Here is a 16,054-nt window from a genome sequence, read left to right as displayed (position 1 = left end):
CTTCAGACTCGGGCGAAGGCGGCCTTCGCGTCCGCGATGAAGCGCTCGACGTCCTCCTCGGTGCGGAAGTCGAGGATGGGCGCGGGCTCGGAGAGCAGGCCGAACAGCGCGGCGCCCACGGCGTCGTCCGCGACCGCTCCCGCGAACAGCAGGCCCGCCGCGAAGGCGTAGTCGGGGTCGCCGAGGAACAGCCGGGTGACCTCGGCGGCGGCGTGGCCGCGCTCCTCCCAGTGCCGGTCGAACTGATCGCCGATCCACTCGGCGGTGAAGTCGGAGCCGCGGGCCTCGATGGCCTTCACCAGCGCCGCGACCTGAATGAGTCCCGTCTGCGCGCCCTGCCCGGCGATGGGGTCGAAGGCGATCGCGGAGTCGCCGAGGGCGAGCACCGGGCGGCCGCCGCGCGTGTAGCCGACGCCCTGGCGCACCGTCGGGGTGACGGCGCCGCGGAGCCAGGACTTCGGATCCTCCTCGATGACGCGGAGCTTCTCGATGTCCGGCAGGTCGTCGGGGAAGTAGTCGCGGTAGATGCTGGTCACCACCTCGAGCGCGCTCTGCGCGTCGGTCACCTCGCCGAACCGCTCGACCCAGGCGCCGTCGGGCTTGGCGAAGCCGAGCACGCTCCACGTCGCGCCCGCGTCCTTGTGCCAGTAGGGCCCGATCCAGATCTCGCCGTGATCGGTGTGCAGGTTGAAGACGTTGTGCGCGCCCGCGCCGTGGCCACGCGCCGTGAAGACGTCCGCGCCGTGGCCGAGGACCGTGAATGCCGCGGCCAGGAGATGGCGCTGCGGTGAGCGGTAGACGGTGCGTGCTTCGTCGACCGGGAACAGGCCCGAGAGGCCGCCCTTGCCGGTGGAGACGAGCGTGAGGTCGTGCGCGCCCGCGATCGCGTCGAGGTTCTCCGGCGTCACCGTCTCGACGTGGAAGGAACCGCCGGCCTGCTCGAACAGCCGGATCCGGTCGTAGGCCCGCAGCCGGACGTCGATGCCGGCGGCCGTGTAGGTGAAGTCGGGGTCGAAGGCGAGCACCTGCTCCAGCGCACCCGGCTCGCCGGTGTTGAGGCGGGTGTTCATGCCGGTCGAAACGGGTGCCTCCGGGTAGAGCTCCTCGACGAGCGTGTGGTCGACGTCGCGCGAGTGTCCGAACAGCACGGCGGTGCCGGTGGCCGGCACCTCGTCGCGGAGCTGCTCGGCGGTGCGGTCGCTGTACAGATCGACCGGATGCCCGGCGCGGGCGAGGACGAGCGCGGCGGTGGCTCCCACCACTCCGGCGCCGATGATGGCGATGCGTGCCTGGGTCATGGTCGTGCCTTTCGGTGGTGTGGTTACTTGGCGATCTCGGTGCGGGAACCGGCGTTCCACGCGTAGGGCAGGTCGGCGCCGTTGAGCAGCAGGTCGCCGATCGCGCGGGCCTTCTGGATGGCGGGGTTGTGCACCGCGAGGGTGCGGGCGTTGCGCCAGTGCCGGTCCAGCCGCAGGTCGGCGTCGACGATGGACGCGCCACCGACCTCGAACAGGTCGCTGGTGGCCTTCAGCACCGTGTCGATGACGGCGAGCTGGGCGTGCGCGGCGGCCAGCTCGGCCTCCTGCAGCAGGTCCTCGTGGACCCGACGGTCCGCCAGGGTCTGATCGAGCACGTCGGCGACGGCGAGCACGGACTGCTTCGCGGACCACGCGGCGCTGGAGAGCCGGCCGATCACCTGCTGCACCAGCGGGTCGTGCCGCTGCAGATCGGCGGCGGCGTGCGAGAACGTCCGGGTCCGGGCCTGCACCCAGGCCACGGTGTCGTCGGTCGCCCGCTGCGCGATCCCGGCGAGTCCGGCGAGCTGCACGAGCTGCAGGTACGAGGTGGCGTAGGTGGCGCCCGGCGCTCCATAGCCGGCGCCGAGCAGCCGGTCCGCGGGGACGGCCACGTCCGTGAAGACGGTCGTGCCGCTCGCGGTGAGGCGCTGGCCGAAGCCGTTCCAGTCGTCGACCTTCTCGACCCCGTCGGTGTTCGCGTCGACGAGCACGCCGACCCGCTCGCCGTCGAGGTCCGCGGCGACCAGGATCTGGTCGGCGTACAGGGTGCCGGTGGAGTAGAACTTGGTGCCGGTGAGCCGGTAGCCGCCGTCGGGGTCCGCGGTCAGCTTCGTCGCGTAGCCGCCCACGGACCCGACACCGGGCTCGGTGATCGCATTACCGACGACGGTGCCCTCGACCACGGCGCGGAGCCAGGCGTCGCCCGCGGGGGAGTTCGCGAGCCGCTGGTCCTCGACGAAGTTCACGTGCACGCGCAGCGCCTGCGGGATGTTCGAGTCGGCCGCGGCGAGGTTGATCAGCTGGCGGAAGAACTGACGCAGCGTGACGCCGCCGCCGCCGAGTTCGCTCGGCACCCGCAGTGCGGTGAAGCCCGCGGCCTTGAGCTGGGCGATCGGCTCGTGCACGAGGTCGCGATCGCGCTCGCGGGCCACGGCCCCCTCGGCGATCCGGGCGTAGACGGGCCCGAGGCGCGCGTCGAGCTCGGCGTCGGACGTGGACGTGATCAGGGAGGTGGTCATGGCCGACAACTGTGGTCTGCGAACGATCCACTGGCGAGAGTTCGCCGCGTCGTGAACGTATTCCGGCCGGACCGCGTGGCGCAGTGGCCTAGGTTCGATGGATGGCACGTCTCGCGCATGCGATCTCCCTGTCCGCCGTCGGCATCGTCGCCGGATCCCTGTTCGCCGGGCCCGCGGTCGCCGACGGACCGTCGACGGTGCCCACCGCCGAGGAGCGCCTCGGCGCGGGGGAGGTGCCCGGTCGCCTGGTCGCCTCCGCGGGATTCGAGCGGTATCCGCGCGACCTGTCCCGGGCGCTGGCGGGGGCGCGCACCGTCGCGGAGGCGGAACGGGCTGCGGAGCGGTCGTCCCGGGACCTGTGGCGCGCGGCGGTGGAGCGCGTGCAGACCGGCACCGACGGTTTCGCGGCCGACGACCGCCCGCTCTACTGGACGCGGCTCGCCCTGATCCGAGCCGTGCGCGAGTGGCGGCCTGGATTCGCGGTGCCGGACGCGCGGCGCACCCGGATCGTGACCACGATCGACGAGGTCTCGCGCGGCCAGCGGCGCGCACCGTCGGGGAGGACGGTGCTGGTCACCGGCTTCGATCCGTTCCGTCTCAGCCGGGACATCCGCCAGGGCAATCCGTCCGGCGCGATCGCGCTCGCTCTCGACGGCACCCGGATCGACACGCCCAACGGACCGGTGACCGTGGTCGCGATGACCTTCCCGGTGCGGTGGCGGGACTTCGGCGCGGGGATGGTGGAGCGCGCCGTGACGCCCTTCCTGCGGCCCGGGCCGTCGCGCGCGGTGGGCTTCACGACGGTGAGCCAGGGCCGGCCCGGCAAGTTCGACCTCGAGGCGATCAACGGCGTCTGGCGCGGCGGGGCGGTGGACAACGAGGGCGCCTGCTACCGCGGGGAAGCGCCCGAGGCCGGCGCGGCGCCGCAATGGACCCGCAGCACGCTGCCGATGGCGGCCATCGGTGCGGCCGCGCAGGGCCGGTACCCCGTGGTCCGCAACACCGAGATCGCCTACGCCACCGGGGCGAACCCGGCCGTCTCGTCGACCTGCGACCTGCCCGCGCTGCCCTCGACCACGACCACAGGGGAGCCGCCGACGGGCGCGCTCGCGCGGCAGGGTGCGGGCGGGGACTACCTCTCCAACGAGATCGGCTATCGCGTGACGCTGGTGCGCGACCGGCTCGCCGCCCCGGTCCCCGGCGGGCACGTCCACACGCCGGTGCTCGACGGTCTGCCGTCGGACCGCGGCGTCGTGGAATCGGCCCAGTACCGGGCGAACCTGGCCGCGATCGTCGCCCAGGCGCGGTCCGTGGTCGGCGTCGTGGCGCGCGGGGAGCGGGGCTGAGCGGGCCCGCGGGCGTTTCGTTGCCGATTCCGCCCCGCGGCACACTAGAACCTGTTACAACTAGAACACGTTCTGCCGAGCTGAACGGGTTCGCAGGTCAGGAACAGGAGTGCGCATGAAGTTCAACCTCGCCGACATCTTCGAAGCGGTCGTCGACGCGGTTCCGGAGCGGATCGTCTTGAGCTACGAGGGGGAGCAGACCTCCTACGCGCAGATGGACGAGCAGGCCAATCAGGTGGCGCATCTGTTCGCCGCGAACGGCATCGGGGCGTTCGATCACGTCGCGCTCTTCCTCAAGAACAGCGTCGAACACGTGCAGTCCCTCGTCGCGCTCATCAAGATCCGCGCCGTGCCGGTCAACGTGAACTACCGCTACACCGGCCCCGAGCTCGAGTACATCTTCACCAACTCGGACTCGCGCGGCATCGTCGTGGAGATGTCCGAGCATCAGCGCACGCTCGCAGGCATCCTCGGGAGGCTGCCGCAGCTGCGGACCGTCTTCGTGGTCGGCGAGGTCCAGCCGGAGCTGTCCGCCGCGGTCGCGGACGCCGCGAACGTCACGCTCGTGCCCTTCGCCGAGGCCGCTGCACAGTCCACCGCGCGCGATTTCGAACCGCGCACCGGCGAGGAGCACTACATCATCTACACCGGCGGCACCACGGGCTACCCGAAGGGCGTGGTCTGGCAGCACGACGACTTCTTCCGCAAGCCGCTCTCGGCCGGCGTGCCGTACGGCGGCGAGCCGCGGACCACACTCGCCGAGGTCGGGCAGGGCGCCAAGGACTTCCCGCCGCTGGCCTTCCTCATCGCCGCACCGCTCATGCACGGCGCCGCGGCCTACTCGCTGTTCACCTTCTTCGTCCTCGGCTCGCGCGTGATCCTCGAACGCGACTTCAAGGCCGAGCAGATCGTGCGCAACTTGGGGCGCGATCAGACGCAGACCATCCTCATCGTGGGCGACGCCATGGGCATCCCGCTGGTCGAGGAGATGGAGAAGCAGAAGGACACCGCAGACTTCTCGTCGCTGTTCTCGATCACCTCGGGCGGCGCGATCTGGTCCAAGCATGTGCGTGATCGGATGGCCGCGATCAAGCCCGAGTTGATCCTGCGGGACAACTTCGGCGCCTCGGAGTCCGGCAACGACGGCGTCATGACGCTCGACGAGAACGGCAACCTCAAGGCCCCGCCGTCGGAGAAGATGATGGTGGTCGACGAGTCCTTCGCCGAGATCACCACCCCCGGCGAGGTGGGTTACATCGCCCGGGTCGGCAACGTCCCGCTCGGCTACTACAACGATCCCGAGAAGTCGGCGCGCACCTTCCCGACGCTCGCGGACGGCCGCCGGATCTCGGTGCTCGGCGACATGGGCTATCCCGCGGAGGACGGCGGCATCGTCTTCCTCGGACGCGGCAGCCAGTGCATCAACACCGGCGGCGAGAAGGTCTACGCCGAGGAGGTCGAAGCCACGCTGCACGGCCATCCGGCGATCTCCGACGCCCTCGTCGTGCCGGTGCCCGACGCCCGGTACGGGCAGCGCGTCGCCGCGGTGATCTCCGTCGCCGAGGGCCAGGAGCGACCGTCGATCGAGGATGTGCAGACCTTCGCCCGCTCGGAGCTGGCCGGCTACAAGGTGCCGCGCACCATCGTCTTCGTCGACGAGGTCAAGCGCACCCCGGCCGGCAAGGCGGACTACCGCTGGGCCAAGTCGACGGCCGAGACCGCCGCAGACGCCGAGCAGCCCGCCTGACGGCCGATCACGGGATCGCGTCCCCTTCCACCCAGTGCAGGTACGTCGCGCCGCGGGGCGAGAGCTCGTAGCCGACCTCGTGACTGATCGTCAGCCCCATGCCCTTGAGCTTGCGGATGTCGGCTTTCATGGGCAGCAGGTCGACGCCGCGCTCCGCGGCCAGTTCCTTGGACACCACGCGCGGGTGATCGCGGATCCAGGTGAGGATCTCGCGGGTCCACGGACCGGAATCCCGTCTGTCGAGCCGCGCCAGGCGCTTCGCGATGGCCTCGAGCTCGGCGACGTCGGGCAGTTCCTCGCGCAGGGCCAGGCGCGGATCCTCGCCCGCCCATTCGAGGTGGATGCGGTAGACGTTCGCACCGCCGCGCGCCGCGCGCTCACGGCGCGGGGCGTCGGGATCCCGGGGCGCGAGCAACGTGCGCAGGGCCGCGGCGTCCTTGACGCCCGCCGCCCGCGCGGCCCGGTCACTGATCCTCTCGACATCGGGCACGCGTGTGACGCGGGTGAACCGGAGCAGGCCCGCCGGCGTCAGCTGGGTGCCGCCGACCTTGACCCGAGGGGAGTCCCACCGGCGGTACTGCGTGGTGACGCGGCCGTCGCGGACGCCCTCGGCGATCGCCTTCGGAATCAGCATGCGATCAGTCTGCGCGCTGCGCGACGAGGTCGCGACAGATCTCCATGTGTCCGGTGTGCTGAGTCAGTTCGCGCAGCATGTGCGTGAGCACCCATTCGGGGGTCGCCACGGCGGCATTGCTGCGGGTGGTGCCGGTCGCCGCGGGATTGCGGATGCCGACCGCCGCCACCGCGGCCCAGCGCGGCAGGTCCGCGCGCAGACGGGTGACGATCGCGCGGGCCTCGTCGACGGTGCCGGTCGCGTGGAACTCCGCGGACCGGTCGCGGGGGATGTCCTCGCCCGCCATGAGCGAGCCGCCCCAGTAGCCCAGCGCCCCGCCCACGTGCGTCACGAGCGCGAAGACGGAGTTGACCCCGGGCGCGTCCGGCACGGCGTTGACGGTGGCGTCGTCGAGGTCGGCGAGCACGCGCTCGATCGTGTCCAGGGTTTCCGCGGCGACGTCGAGGAACGCCGCGATCTGCCCCTCAGCCGCGCCCACGGGCGAGTCCTGCGATCGAGTCGAGCAGGTCGTCGAAGAAGGCGGCCTGATCCGTGGCGACGGCGATCCGCGCCGTGTCGGGCCGGTTCCACGCGCCGTGCACGTCGGCGATGGTGGTGCCGCGGGTGAGCGATCCGGTGAGCTCCACGTCCACCGGGTGGGTGCGGGTCTCCACGATCGTCGGGTCCAACGCGACGGCCGCGGCGAACGGGTCGTGCATGTGCGCGATGTAGCCGAGGTCGTGGTCGCGGTGGAACTCGAAGTAGAAGCGCACGGCGTCCGACGCGGCCCGGACCACGGGATCGCTCGCGGCCGACCGCGTCCCGTCGGGGTCCTCGGGGTTGAGCACCTCGGCCGGGCTCGACCCGGCGGCGTCGGCGAGCCGGACGATGTGGTCCGGCGTGAGCTCGATCGTCTCGGTGAGGTCCAGCGGACACAGGATCGGCAGTGGCGTGCCGGTGCCGTCGAGTTCGCCGTAGGCGCGCAGCACTTCCCACAGCGACTCCGGATCGACGGCGACGTTCCATTCGGAGGTGGGCGTGGTGTTGCCGGGGTGCCAGAAGGCGCCACCCATGATCACGATCCGGCGCAGCCTCGTGAGGATGCCGGGGTCGTCGCGCAGTGCGAGCGCGAGGTTCGTGCACGGCCCCGTCACCAGTGCCACCACCTCGCCGGGGTGTGCGCGCGTCAGGTCCGACCAGGCCTGCGGCCCCGAGATCTCCGACGGTCCGCGCGTCGGCGTCGGGAGCTCGGCGTAGCCGACGCCGAACGGCCCGTGCGTCTCCTCGGTGGTCATGAGCGGCGTGGACAGCGGCGCGTCCGAACCGGGGTGGACCTCGATGTCGGTGCGGCCCAGTAGCTCCAGCCAGCCGAGGTTGTTCTCCACGACCTGCGGCGCGGGCACGTTGCCGGCCGTCGAGACGATGCCGAGCAGGTTCACCTCGGGCTTGCTCAGCAGGTACAGCAGGGCCAGGGAATCGTCGACGCCGGTGTCGCAGTCGAACAGGACCTTCGTTTCCGCCACGAGGGCAAGCCTATCCGGCCGTCACCACGGTGAGGGCTTGTAGTCCTTGAGGAAGCAGCCGTACAGGTCGACGCCGGCCTCGCCCTGCACGATCGGGTCGTAGACGCGGGCGGCACCGTCGACCAGGTCGAGCGGGGCGCGGAAACCCTCCTCGGCCAGGCGCATCTTGGTGTGGTGCGGGCGCTCGTCGGTGATCCAGCCGGTGTCGACGGCGGTCATCAGGATTCCGTCCTGCTCGAGCATCTCCGTGCTCGAGGTCCGGGTCAGCATGTTCAGCGCGGCCTTGGCCATGTTGGTGTGCGGGTGTCCAGGGCCCTTGTAGCCGCGGCCGAACTGGCCCTCCATGGCGGAGACGTTCACGACGTACTTGCGGCGCGCCGGGGAGGCGGCCAGCGCGGGCCGCAGCTTCGAGATGAGGATGAACGGCGCCACCGAGTTGCACAGCTGCACCTCGAGCAGTTCGAGGGGCTCCACCTCGTCGACGGTCTGGACCCAGGAGTTGGTGTGCACCAGATCGGGGAGCAGGCCGCCCGCGTCGATCGCGGTACCGTCCTCGATCCGTGCGGCGGACGAGGAGCCGCCGCGCAGCGCGAGCGCGGTGAGCGCGGCGGGGTCGAGCGCCGCCAGATCGCCCGAGACGCCGCCCGTGTGGCCGTCGAGCGCCTCGGTGAGCGCCGCGGGGTGCGCCGAGCTCGCGCGGCCGAAGCGGATGATCCGGCCCGCCAGCTCCGGCGGGACGTCGCCCGACTCGGCGTCGACCAGCGCGGAGTAGGCGCCGGGGGAGCGGCGCACCGTTTGGGCGGCGTTGTTGATGATGATGTCCAGCGGGCCCCGGGCGGCGACCGCGTCGGCGAGTGCGCTGACCTGCGACGGGTCACGCAGGTCGATCCCGACGATGTGCAGGCGGTCGAGCCATTCGGCGCTGTCGGCCAGCTCCGCGAAGCGACGGGCGGCGTCCGTGGGGAAGCGCGTGGTGATCGTGAGGTCGGCGCCGTCGCGGAGCAGCCTCAGGGCGATGTACATGCCGATCTTGGCGCGGCCACCGGTGAGCAGGGCGCGGCGCCCGGAGAGATCGGTGGTCGCGTCGCGCTTGGCGTGGCTGAACGCGGCGCACTCCGGGCACAGCTGGTGGTAGAAGGCGTCGATCCGCGTGTAGGGCTGCTTGCAGATATAGCAACTCTGCGGGCGCAGCAACTCGCCCGCGCTGTCGCCGGTGGTGGGCGTGGTCAGCAGGATCCCCGCGGTCTCGTCGTCGATCCGCTCCGCGTTGCCGGTGGCGGTGCGCTCGAGCACGTCGCGATCGGCCGCCTTCACCTTGGCGCGGGCGGACTTGCGGCGCTCGCGCTTGAGCAGCTTGAACATGTGGCCCACCGCCCGCTGCACCTCGACGGACTGCGGATCGCCGTCGTCGAGCTGCGCGGCGGCCTCGAGCACGCGATGGAACGCGGCGAGGTCCTCCGCGGAGATGGGGTCTTTCGTGTCGGACATGCGCACATCATCCCTCATGAGAGGAGGGGCACCGTCGCGTCGTCGGCTGTGATGTCCACCGTGACGGACTCCTTCTCCCAGCGCGCGTCCGCGACGACGAGTGCGTCGAGCGCGGCCGGGATGATCTTCGGCCGCAGTTCCTTGACCCAGGAGTCGATCGCCCAGGCGACGGGGATCGGCACGGGGACCACGCTGATCGGCATCGAGAGGTCGGTCGCGCGGAAGGTCAACCGTCCACCGTCGACGCCGACTGCGACCACGACCCGGATGCCGACCCCGATCCCGAAGGCGACGGGCAGGCCCACCGTCATGACCAGGGACCGCTTCTTCGGCTTGAGCGCCACGGAGTGCACGGTGATCCCACTCGGTCCGCCGTCCACCTGGGCGGCGTCGACGATGTGCCGGATCCACGAGAGCCGCAGTGTCGCGGTGGCGTCCAGGCCGGTCACGCGCAGACCGCCGGGGACGGGCGCGAGTACGCGGGCGTGCGCGTCGAGCAGGATCGCGTGCGGCCCCGCCCCGACGGTGCGCGTGTCGAGGGTCACGCCCGCGAGGCGGCGCTGCGCCAGCTGGATCAGGACCGGCCGACGACGGTCGAGTGTCACCACCGGGGGCGCGCCGAGGACACGCGAACACAGGCCGGCGAGTCGCGTGCGCAATGCCGCCCGCGCCACCAGCTCCGCGGCGGCGACGCCGACGGCCAGGACGAGTGCGGCGATGACCGCCCCGACGATCCACATCGTCACTCACCCCCGCTCCTGGCCGCGGTCAATTATGCGACGCCTTCGCCTGCCCGCTTCCGGGTGGACGTGGTCTACTCGACGAGTGGCGATGATCCAGATCTGCGTGATGGGAGTCTCCGGTTCGGGGAAGTCGACGGTGGGCGCCGAGCTGGCCGCCCGGCTGGGCCGGAGCTTCGCCGACGGCGACGACTTCCACAGCGAGGCGAACCGCGCGAAGATGGGTGCCGGGCACCCGCTCACGGACGAGGACCGCTGGCCGTGGCTCGCGACCATCGGGACCTACCTGCGTGACGAGATGATCGCCGGCCGCCCCACTGTCGTGGCGTGCTCGGCCCTCAAGCGGGTGTACCGGGACCGGATCCGCGCGGCGGGGGCGAGCGTCTACTTCGTCTTCCTCACCGGCAACGAGAAACTCCTGCAGGAGCGGATGAGCGGCCGCGCCGGCCATTTCATGAAGGCGGACATGCTCGCCTCGCAGCTGGAGATCCTCGAGCCCCTGGATCCGGACGAGTTCGGCGTCACGGTGAACGTCTCCGGCGACATCCCTGACATCGTGCACGAGGCGCTCGCCGACTTCGCGGCGACCGAGGTACCGGGCATCGCCTGAGGGTCAGCCCCGGGTCGCGATCGCGGCGGTCAGGCCGCCGAGGGCGAGGACCGCTGCGCCGCCGAGGGCGACCGTCGTCAGGCCGCCACCGAGCAGTGCGTCGAGTGGGGCGCCGAGGCTCGCGCCACCGAAGATCGTGACGGTGTAGAGCGACGCTGCGGCGCCCACAGCGGGCGCGCCGAGCCGTGTCACCTCCGCCACCACCGACGGCGCGGCGAGCGCGATCGAGCCCACGAGGAGGAACAGTCCGGCGCCGACGGCGAGAGTGGCGCCGCCGGCGCAGAGCAGCGCACCCGCGACCGCGAGGCCGACCGCGCTCAGGATGCGGACCCGCGCCGGGACGCCGCCCAGGCGCAGTGTGAGCACTCCGGCGACGATCACCGCGGGCAACGAGCTCGCGCGCAGGATGAGCAGGGTCGTCGCCGACCAGCGGCCGTCGGCTCCGAGAGACGTGTACAGGGCCACGAGGACGCTGAGGAAGGTCAGGCCGGTGCAATAGAGCAGGACGAGCCGCGGACGGGCGAGCAGCCCCGGGATCGCCCCGTGCACGGCGGTCGGCGACGGAGCCGCGCCCACGGGGGCCGCATCGACCGGCAGCAGCGTCCGGACCGCGAGGGCTGCGAGCGCCGCGCCGACGGCGAAGGCGAGGAAGACGCCTCGGAGTCCGCCCGCGGGGGCGATCAGTTGGGCTGACACCTGGCTCACCACGGCGGAGGCGAGACCCGCGCCGATCGCCGCGGTGTTCAGCCGCACACGTGCCGACACCGGTGCTGTACGGGCGATGTAGGCGAGGGTGGCGGGGGTGAACGCGGCCGCCGCGAGGCCCTGCGCGGCGCGGCCCGTGAGGAACCAGATCGCGGACGGGGCGAAAGCGGTGCACGCCGTGACGACCGCGGTGGCGGCCACGCTCGCGACCATGAGCCGACGGGCGCCGACCGCATCGGCCAGAGGGCCGAGCGCGAGGATCCCCACCGCGTAGGCCACCGCGAAGGCGGTGCTCGCCAGCGCCGTGGCCGCGCCGCTCGCGCCGGGGAGCGCTCCGATCTCGGTACCCAGTGGAAGCACGACGTAGAGCGCGCCGACCATCGGCAGGGCTCCGACGGCCGCGATCGTGCCGGTGCGGAGGAGCGCGGGACGAGCGAGGTCGGGCGGCGTGGTCGTCGTCATGCGCCGAACGTAGCAACCGTACGGTTGGCGCGTCAACCGTACGGTTGGCGGTAGTCTGTCGACGTGACCGACGCCGCCGGATACGAATCCACGCCCACCAGCGAGGCGCTCATCGCCGCCGCACGGAAGGAATTCACCCGTCGCGGTTTCGACGGCGCCCGCGTCGCGAGGATCGCCGCGGAGGCCGGCGTGAACAAGGAGCGGATCTACGGCTACTTCGGGAGCAAGGAGGGGCTCTTCGAGGTGGTGATGGCGAAGGCGCTCACCGAGCACGTCGAGCACAGCCCGTTCCTCGAGGGGCAGACGCTCACCGATCACGTCATGGCCGCCTACGACCATCACCGTCGTGATCCCGAACTGGTGCGATTGCTCATGTGGGAGTCGCTGCACTACGACGCCGACCGGGCCGAGTCTCCGCCCTTCAGCGACGCACGGCGGGAGTTCTACCGGCGCAAGGTCGAGCGGCTGCGCGCCGTGACGGGCGGGACCGACGACCTGCGAGCGGCGGTCGCGCTGTACGCCGCCATCGGCCTGCAGGCCGCGCCGTTCATGATCCCTCAGCTCGGCGCCGTGATCCTGGGCCGGCCGATCTCCGACGACGAGGTGCAGCAGATGCTCCGGCCCCTGATCGAGCAGACCGTCCGGTTCATCGAAGAACGTCTGGGCGGGCAGGACTGAGCATCACGGCCTGCGCAGTGCGCCGGTGAAGATCATCGACTTGTACGGGTGTCCTACTGCGGTGTTCCACTGGGAGACGACGAGCCGCGCCGAGTCGAGCGTCGAGCCCGGCACGAGATAGCCGCCGTAGAGTTGCGCGACCCGGCCCGCGGCGTGGTCCTCGTCTTGCCACGACGAGCCCTGGAGCAACGTCACCGGATCGGACCAGCGGCCGTCGATGCGATCGGCGAAACGGGCCGCGATCCGATAACCGGCGGCGTCGAAGTAGGTCAGCACCCACGTGCCCTCGACGAGTGAGAGCGACAACTCTCCGTAGCCCTGGCCGAGGGCCAGATCCGTCGGCGGATTGCCCCAACCCCATCCCGTGTCCGGCCGCCAGCCCCAGGGTTCCCACTCCACGTTGATGCCGCTGTGCAGCGTCGGCAGGGTCTCGGTCCGCATGCGGTGCAGCCGCAGTCCCTTGTCGCGCGAGAGACCACCGGTGGAGACGTTGTAGGTGTACCCGTCGGGAGCCGGGCACAGCGCCCACATGCACCAGGCGCCGTCGGCGTGCCCCGCGTTGTACTGCGCGACCTCGCGCCAGCCGGCCGCACCGTCGTCGCTGCGCCACAGGCCCGTCTGCACGACGGTGTCGAGGCTCTGCATCGTCATGGTGTGCAGGTACAGCGAACCGTCGACCTCGATGCAGGTCGTGGGCAGGATCGTCGTGAACAGGCCGGTGTCGTGTGAGTAGTCGAGCAGCTGGCGCGCCCGGGACGGATCCGGTCCGGCGGGCCGGGTCATCACGCCGTTGCGGTCGCCGAAGAGGCCGACGGGGGAGCGCCACTCGCCGGCCCCGATGCTGAGCCCCTCGAAGGTGTCGCCGAAGACGTAGAGCACCTCGCCGCCCACCCGGCAGGCGATGCCGAGATCCGTACCACCGACCCCGAAGCGGGTCACCGGCGTGATGTCACGGAGCTTGCGGAGGCGGGCGGGCTCGATCGACTGCGGCACGCCCGTCAGCCTGCCAGACGGTCCGCGGTCCTGCTTCCCTCCGGCGTCCTGGGACGCCTCGCGGGGACAGGTTCGCGGGAACTGTTCCGAATGTCCCGATCGCCGGCGAAATCCGTCGCGCGCGATCGGAACGGGAGCATCATGACGGTATGGACACGTACACGGGACGCGAACTGTACGAGGCCTTCCACGCCGACTACGACGCCATCACGGAGCGGGACGCCACCATCTTCGACGCCGAAGGGCGCCTGCTCGCACGGGGCCGATTGTCGGCGTTGCGGCTCGACGAGACCGGAGGCCGGGAGAAGGTGGAGTACAGCTTCTCCTCGCTGCACGGCGACGTCGATTGGGATCCCACGCACCGGATCGAGCTGGCTCCGCAGCCGGTGCGCTGATTCCCGCTCCGCGTGACGCGAAAGGTGCGTCCGGAAACGCGAAAACCCCGGCCGGAGCCGGGGTTTTCGTGCTGTGCGCGGAGGGGGACTTGAACCCCCACGTCCATTAGTAGGACACTAGCACCTCAAGCTAGCGCGTCTGCCATTCCGCCACCCGCGCCGGGAAGCTCGTTAACCGTAATCCACGGCGCCCCCGGAATCCAAATCGCCACGTCGGGACACCCGTGGGCGCCACTGCGCCACCATCGGTTCGTGGTACTCATATGGGTGTGCCTACACCAGTGAACGCGCTCGACGAGGTCGTCGACACCGTCAGCGCCCTGATCCGTTTCGACACCTCCAACACGGGCGAGCTCGCCACGACCAAGGGTGAGGCCGACTGTGCGCGCTGGGTGCAGGCGCAGCTGGAGGAGGTCGGCTACGAGACCGAGTACGTCGAGTCCGGGCAGCCCGGCCGCGGCAACGTCTTCGCGACGCTCAAGGGCGCCAACCCCAAGCGTGGGACCCTGCTGGTGCACGGCCATCTCGACGTGGTGCCCGCCGAACCGGCCGACTGGAGCGTGCACCCCTTCTCGGGCGCCGTCGAGGACGGCTACGTCTGGGGCCGTGGCGCGGTCGACATGAAGGACATGTGCGGGATCATGCTGGCCCTGGCGCGGCAGCTGAAGTCCAGCGGCACCGTCCCGCCGCGCGACATCACCTTCGCCTTCCTCGCCGACGAGGAGGCCGGCGGCACCTGGGGCTCGCACTGGCTCGTGCAGCACCGGCCCGATCTGTTCACGGGCGTCACCGAGGCCGTCGGCGAGGTGGGCGGCTTCTCGCTGACCGTGGACACCCCGTCGGGCGACAAGAAGCGCCTCTACCTCGTCGAGACCGCCGAGAAGAGCATGTGCTGGATGCGTCTGACCGCGAAGGCGCGGGCCGGGCACGGCTCGTTCGTGCACGAGGACAACGCGGTGACCCTTCTGTCGGAGGCGGTCGCCCGCCTCGGCCGGCACAAGTTCCCCCTGGTCCTCACCGACAGCGTGATCGCCTTCCTGCGCGCGCTCGACCGGGAGTCGACGATCGACATCGATCTGGACGGCCCGGATCTGGAGGGACAGCTCGCGAAGATCGGCGGCCTGGCCCGCATCGTCGGCGCGACGCTCCGCGACACCGCCAACCCCACCATGCTCAACGCCGGCTACAAGGCCAACGTCATCCCGCAGACGGCCGAGGCTGTCGTCGACTGCCGGGTGCTGCCGGGACGCCAGGCCGCCTTCGAGCGCGAGCTCGACGAGATCCTCGGGCCCGACATCGAGCGGGAGTGGATCACCAAACTCGATTCGTACGAGACCCAGTTCGACGGTGACCTCGTCGACGCGATGAACGCGGCGATCCTCGCCTTCGATCCTGAGGGGCGCACCGTCCCGTACATGCTGTCGGGCGGCACCGACGCGAAGGCCTTCGCCAAGCTCGGGATCCGCTGCTTCGGATTCGCGCCGCTGCAGCTGCCCGAGGACCTCGACTTCGCCGCGCTCTTCCACGGCGTCGACGAGCGCGTCCCCGTGGACGCACTACTGTTCGGTACCAAGGTGTTCGAGCACTTCCTCATGAACTCCTGAGCCACTCGCCCCGCTGAACGAGAGGACCACCACCATGACCGCACCGTTCGATCCGTACGCCGGCCTCCCCGCGCTCCCGGCGCTCACCGTCACCTCCACCGACATCGTCGACGGTGCCGAGCTCCCCGTCGCGCACCGCAGCGGGATCATGGGCGCCGGCGGCGAGGACGTCTCGCCCCAGCTGTCCTGGAGCGGCGCCCCCGAGGGGACCAAGTCCTACGCGGTGACCTGCTACGACCCCGACGCCCCCACGGCCTCCGGGTTCTGGCACTGGGCCGTCGCGAACATCCCGGCGTCCGTGACCTCGCTCGCCTCCGGCGCCGGCGACGGTGCGCCCGGCTCGCTCCCGGAGGGCGCGCTCACGTTGAACAACGACGCGAGCCTGCCCCGCTACATCGGCGCCGCCCCGCCCGCGGGCCACGGCCCGCACCGGTACATCTTCGTGGTGCACGCACTGGGCGTCGAGAAGCTCGACCTGCCCGCGACCGCGACTCCCGCGTACCTGGGCTTCAATCTCTTCGGCGCCGCGATCGCCCGCGGCTCGATCACCGCGACCTACGCCCAGACTTAGGCCGACGACGAACAGGGCCGCGCCCCGCAATCCGGGGCGCGGC

16 protein-coding genes and 1 tRNA gene are annotated in these 16,054 nt (G+C 71.3%); 7 read left to right on the top strand and 10 right to left on the bottom strand.

Going from position 1 to position 16,054, the window contains the following annotated elements:
• Nucleotides 1–2 precede the first annotated feature (2 nt).
• Nucleotides 3–1,298: a styrene monooxygenase/indole monooxygenase family protein gene (locus FK268_RS05935; RefSeq protein WP_146432193.1), complete on the bottom strand. Its 1,296-nt coding sequence runs from the start codon at nt 1,296–1,298 to the stop codon at nt 3–5.
• A 23-nt stretch (nt 1,299–1,321) separates the two neighbouring features.
• Nucleotides 1,322–2,536: an acyl-CoA dehydrogenase family protein gene (locus tag FK268_RS05930; protein WP_146432191.1), complete on the bottom strand. Its 1,215-nt coding sequence runs from the start codon at nt 2,534–2,536 to the stop codon at nt 1,322–1,324.
• A gap of 101 nt (nt 2,537–2,637) precedes the next feature.
• Between FK268_RS05930 and FK268_RS24145 the strand changes: the two genes are divergently transcribed.
• Nucleotides 2,638–3,882 (top strand): PA0049 C-terminal domain-containing protein, encoded by a 1,245-nt coding sequence (locus FK268_RS24145; RefSeq protein WP_158636055.1) that lies wholly within the window; start codon nt 2,638–2,640, stop codon nt 3,880–3,882.
• A 115-nt stretch (nt 3,883–3,997) separates the two neighbouring features.
• Nucleotides 3,998–5,629: an AMP-binding protein gene (locus FK268_RS05920; RefSeq protein WP_146432189.1), complete on the top strand. Its 1,632-nt coding sequence runs from the start codon at nt 3,998–4,000 to the stop codon at nt 5,627–5,629.
• Nucleotides 5,630–5,636: 7 nt separating this feature from the next.
• On the opposite strand, the gene FK268_RS05915 is transcribed toward FK268_RS05920, so the two are convergent.
• Genes FK268_RS05915 through FK268_RS05895 form a run of 5 tightly spaced genes read right to left on the bottom strand, consistent with a single transcriptional unit; the run spans nt 5,637 to nt 9,999 of the window.
• Nucleotides 5,637–6,263 carry an ASCH domain-containing protein gene (locus FK268_RS05915; protein WP_146432187.1) on the bottom strand — a complete coding sequence of 209 codons (627 nt, stop codon included), beginning with the start codon at nt 6,261–6,263 and terminating at the stop codon, nt 5,637–5,639.
• Nucleotides 6,264–6,267: 4 nt separating this feature from the next.
• On the bottom strand, nt 6,268–6,741 hold the full coding sequence (locus FK268_RS05910) for a DinB family protein (protein ID WP_146432185.1): 474 nt from the start codon (nt 6,739–6,741) through the stop codon (nt 6,268–6,270).
• Complete coding sequence (locus tag FK268_RS05905) at nt 6,728–7,765, bottom strand: nucleoside hydrolase (protein WP_146432183.1); 1,038 nt, start codon at nt 7,763–7,765, stop codon at nt 6,728–6,730. Before FK268_RS05905 ends, FK268_RS05910 begins: the two co-directional genes overlap by 14 nt.
• Before the next feature lie 21 nt (nt 7,766–7,786).
• A complete protein-coding gene (locus FK268_RS05900; protein WP_146432181.1) occupies nt 7,787–9,253 on the bottom strand; it encodes an SDR family NAD(P)-dependent oxidoreductase in 1,467 nt (488 codons plus the stop codon).
• Nucleotides 9,254–9,267: 14 nt separating this feature from the next.
• Entirely contained in the window at nt 9,268–9,999 is a 732-nt protein-coding gene (locus tag FK268_RS05895; protein ID WP_146432179.1) for a hypothetical protein, read from the bottom strand.
• A gap of 85 nt (nt 10,000–10,084) precedes the next feature.
• Between FK268_RS05895 and FK268_RS05890 the strand changes: the two genes are divergently transcribed.
• Complete coding sequence (locus tag FK268_RS05890; protein WP_146432177.1) at nt 10,085–10,603, top strand: gluconokinase; 519 nt, start codon at nt 10,085–10,087, stop codon at nt 10,601–10,603.
• 3 nt (nt 10,604–10,606) lie between these two features.
• On the opposite strand, the gene FK268_RS05885 is transcribed toward FK268_RS05890, so the two are convergent.
• Nucleotides 10,607–11,770 (bottom strand): MFS transporter, encoded by a 1,164-nt coding sequence (locus FK268_RS05885; protein ID WP_146432175.1) that lies wholly within the window; start codon nt 11,768–11,770, stop codon nt 10,607–10,609.
• Between the two features lie 63 nt (nt 11,771–11,833).
• On the opposite strand from FK268_RS05885, the gene FK268_RS05880 reads away from it, so the two are divergent.
• A complete protein-coding gene (locus FK268_RS05880; RefSeq protein WP_146432173.1) occupies nt 11,834–12,448 on the top strand; it encodes a TetR/AcrR family transcriptional regulator in 615 nt (204 codons plus the stop codon).
• 3 nt (nt 12,449–12,451) lie between these two features.
• Here the strand turns inward: FK268_RS05880 and FK268_RS05875 are convergent, their stop codons facing one another.
• Nucleotides 12,452–13,441, bottom strand: a complete 990-nt coding sequence (locus FK268_RS05875; RefSeq protein ID WP_158636054.1) for a DUF4185 domain-containing protein — start codon at nt 13,439–13,441, stop codon at nt 12,452–12,454.
• Between the two features lie 149 nt (nt 13,442–13,590).
• On the opposite strand from FK268_RS05875, the gene FK268_RS05870 reads away from it, so the two are divergent.
• Complete coding sequence (locus FK268_RS05870) at nt 13,591–13,836, top strand: hypothetical protein (RefSeq protein ID WP_146432169.1); 246 nt, start codon at nt 13,591–13,593, stop codon at nt 13,834–13,836.
• A 74-nt stretch (nt 13,837–13,910) separates the two neighbouring features.
• Here FK268_RS05870 and FK268_RS05865 read toward each other — a convergent pair.
• Nucleotides 13,911–13,996: transfer RNA gene (locus tag FK268_RS05865), tRNA-Leu, on the bottom strand.
• Between the two features lie 103 nt (nt 13,997–14,099).
• On the opposite strand from FK268_RS05865, the gene FK268_RS05860 reads away from it, so the two are divergent.
• Nucleotides 14,100–15,440 (top strand): M20/M25/M40 family metallo-hydrolase, encoded by a 1,341-nt coding sequence (locus FK268_RS05860; protein ID WP_146432167.1) that lies wholly within the window; start codon nt 14,100–14,102, stop codon nt 15,438–15,440.
• A 34-nt stretch (nt 15,441–15,474) separates the two neighbouring features.
• Nucleotides 15,475–16,011, top strand: coding sequence for a YbhB/YbcL family Raf kinase inhibitor-like protein (locus tag FK268_RS05855; protein WP_146432165.1), 537 nt, complete (start codon nt 15,475–15,477; stop codon nt 16,009–16,011).
• Nucleotides 16,012–16,054 lie beyond the last annotated feature (43 nt).

It is taken from the genome of Tsukamurella sputi (assembly GCF_007858445.1).
Lineage (GTDB): Bacteria > Actinomycetota > Actinomycetes > Mycobacteriales > Mycobacteriaceae > Tsukamurella > Tsukamurella sputi.
Note: the sequence above shows the minus strand (reverse complement) of the source record. Positions and strands in the feature narration are given on the sequence as shown.

Excerpts from the sequence above, each read along its gene's own strand:
- FK268_RS05935 (WP_146432193.1), bottom strand. The coding sequence starts at position 1,298 with ATGACCCAGGCACGCATCGCCATCATCGGCGCCGGAGTGGTGGGAGCC.
- FK268_RS05885 (WP_146432175.1), bottom strand. The coding sequence starts at position 11,770 with ATGACGACGACCACGCCGCCCGACCTCGCTCGTCCCGCGCTCCTCCGC.
- FK268_RS05920 (WP_146432189.1), top strand. The coding sequence starts at position 3,998 with ATGAAGTTCAACCTCGCCGACATCTTCGAAGCGGTCGTCGACGCGGTT.
- FK268_RS05900 (WP_146432181.1), bottom strand. The coding sequence starts at position 9,253 with ATGTCCGACACGAAAGACCCCATCTCCGCGGAGGACCTCGCCGCGTTC.
- FK268_RS05870 (WP_146432169.1), top strand. The coding sequence starts at position 13,591 with ATGGACACGTACACGGGACGCGAACTGTACGAGGCCTTCCACGCCGAC.
- FK268_RS05930 (WP_146432191.1), bottom strand. The coding sequence starts at position 2,536 with ATGACCACCTCCCTGATCACGTCCACGTCCGACGCCGAGCTCGACGCG.
- FK268_RS05860 (WP_146432167.1), top strand. The coding sequence starts at position 14,100 with ATGGGTGTGCCTACACCAGTGAACGCGCTCGACGAGGTCGTCGACACC.
- FK268_RS24145 (WP_158636055.1), top strand. The coding sequence starts at position 2,638 with ATGGCACGTCTCGCGCATGCGATCTCCCTGTCCGCCGTCGGCATCGTC.
- FK268_RS05890 (WP_146432177.1), top strand. The coding sequence starts at position 10,085 with ATGATCCAGATCTGCGTGATGGGAGTCTCCGGTTCGGGGAAGTCGACG.
- FK268_RS05855 (WP_146432165.1), top strand. The coding sequence starts at position 15,475 with ATGACCGCACCGTTCGATCCGTACGCCGGCCTCCCCGCGCTCCCGGCG.
- FK268_RS05915 (WP_146432187.1), bottom strand. The coding sequence starts at position 6,263 with ATGCTGATTCCGAAGGCGATCGCCGAGGGCGTCCGCGACGGCCGCGTC.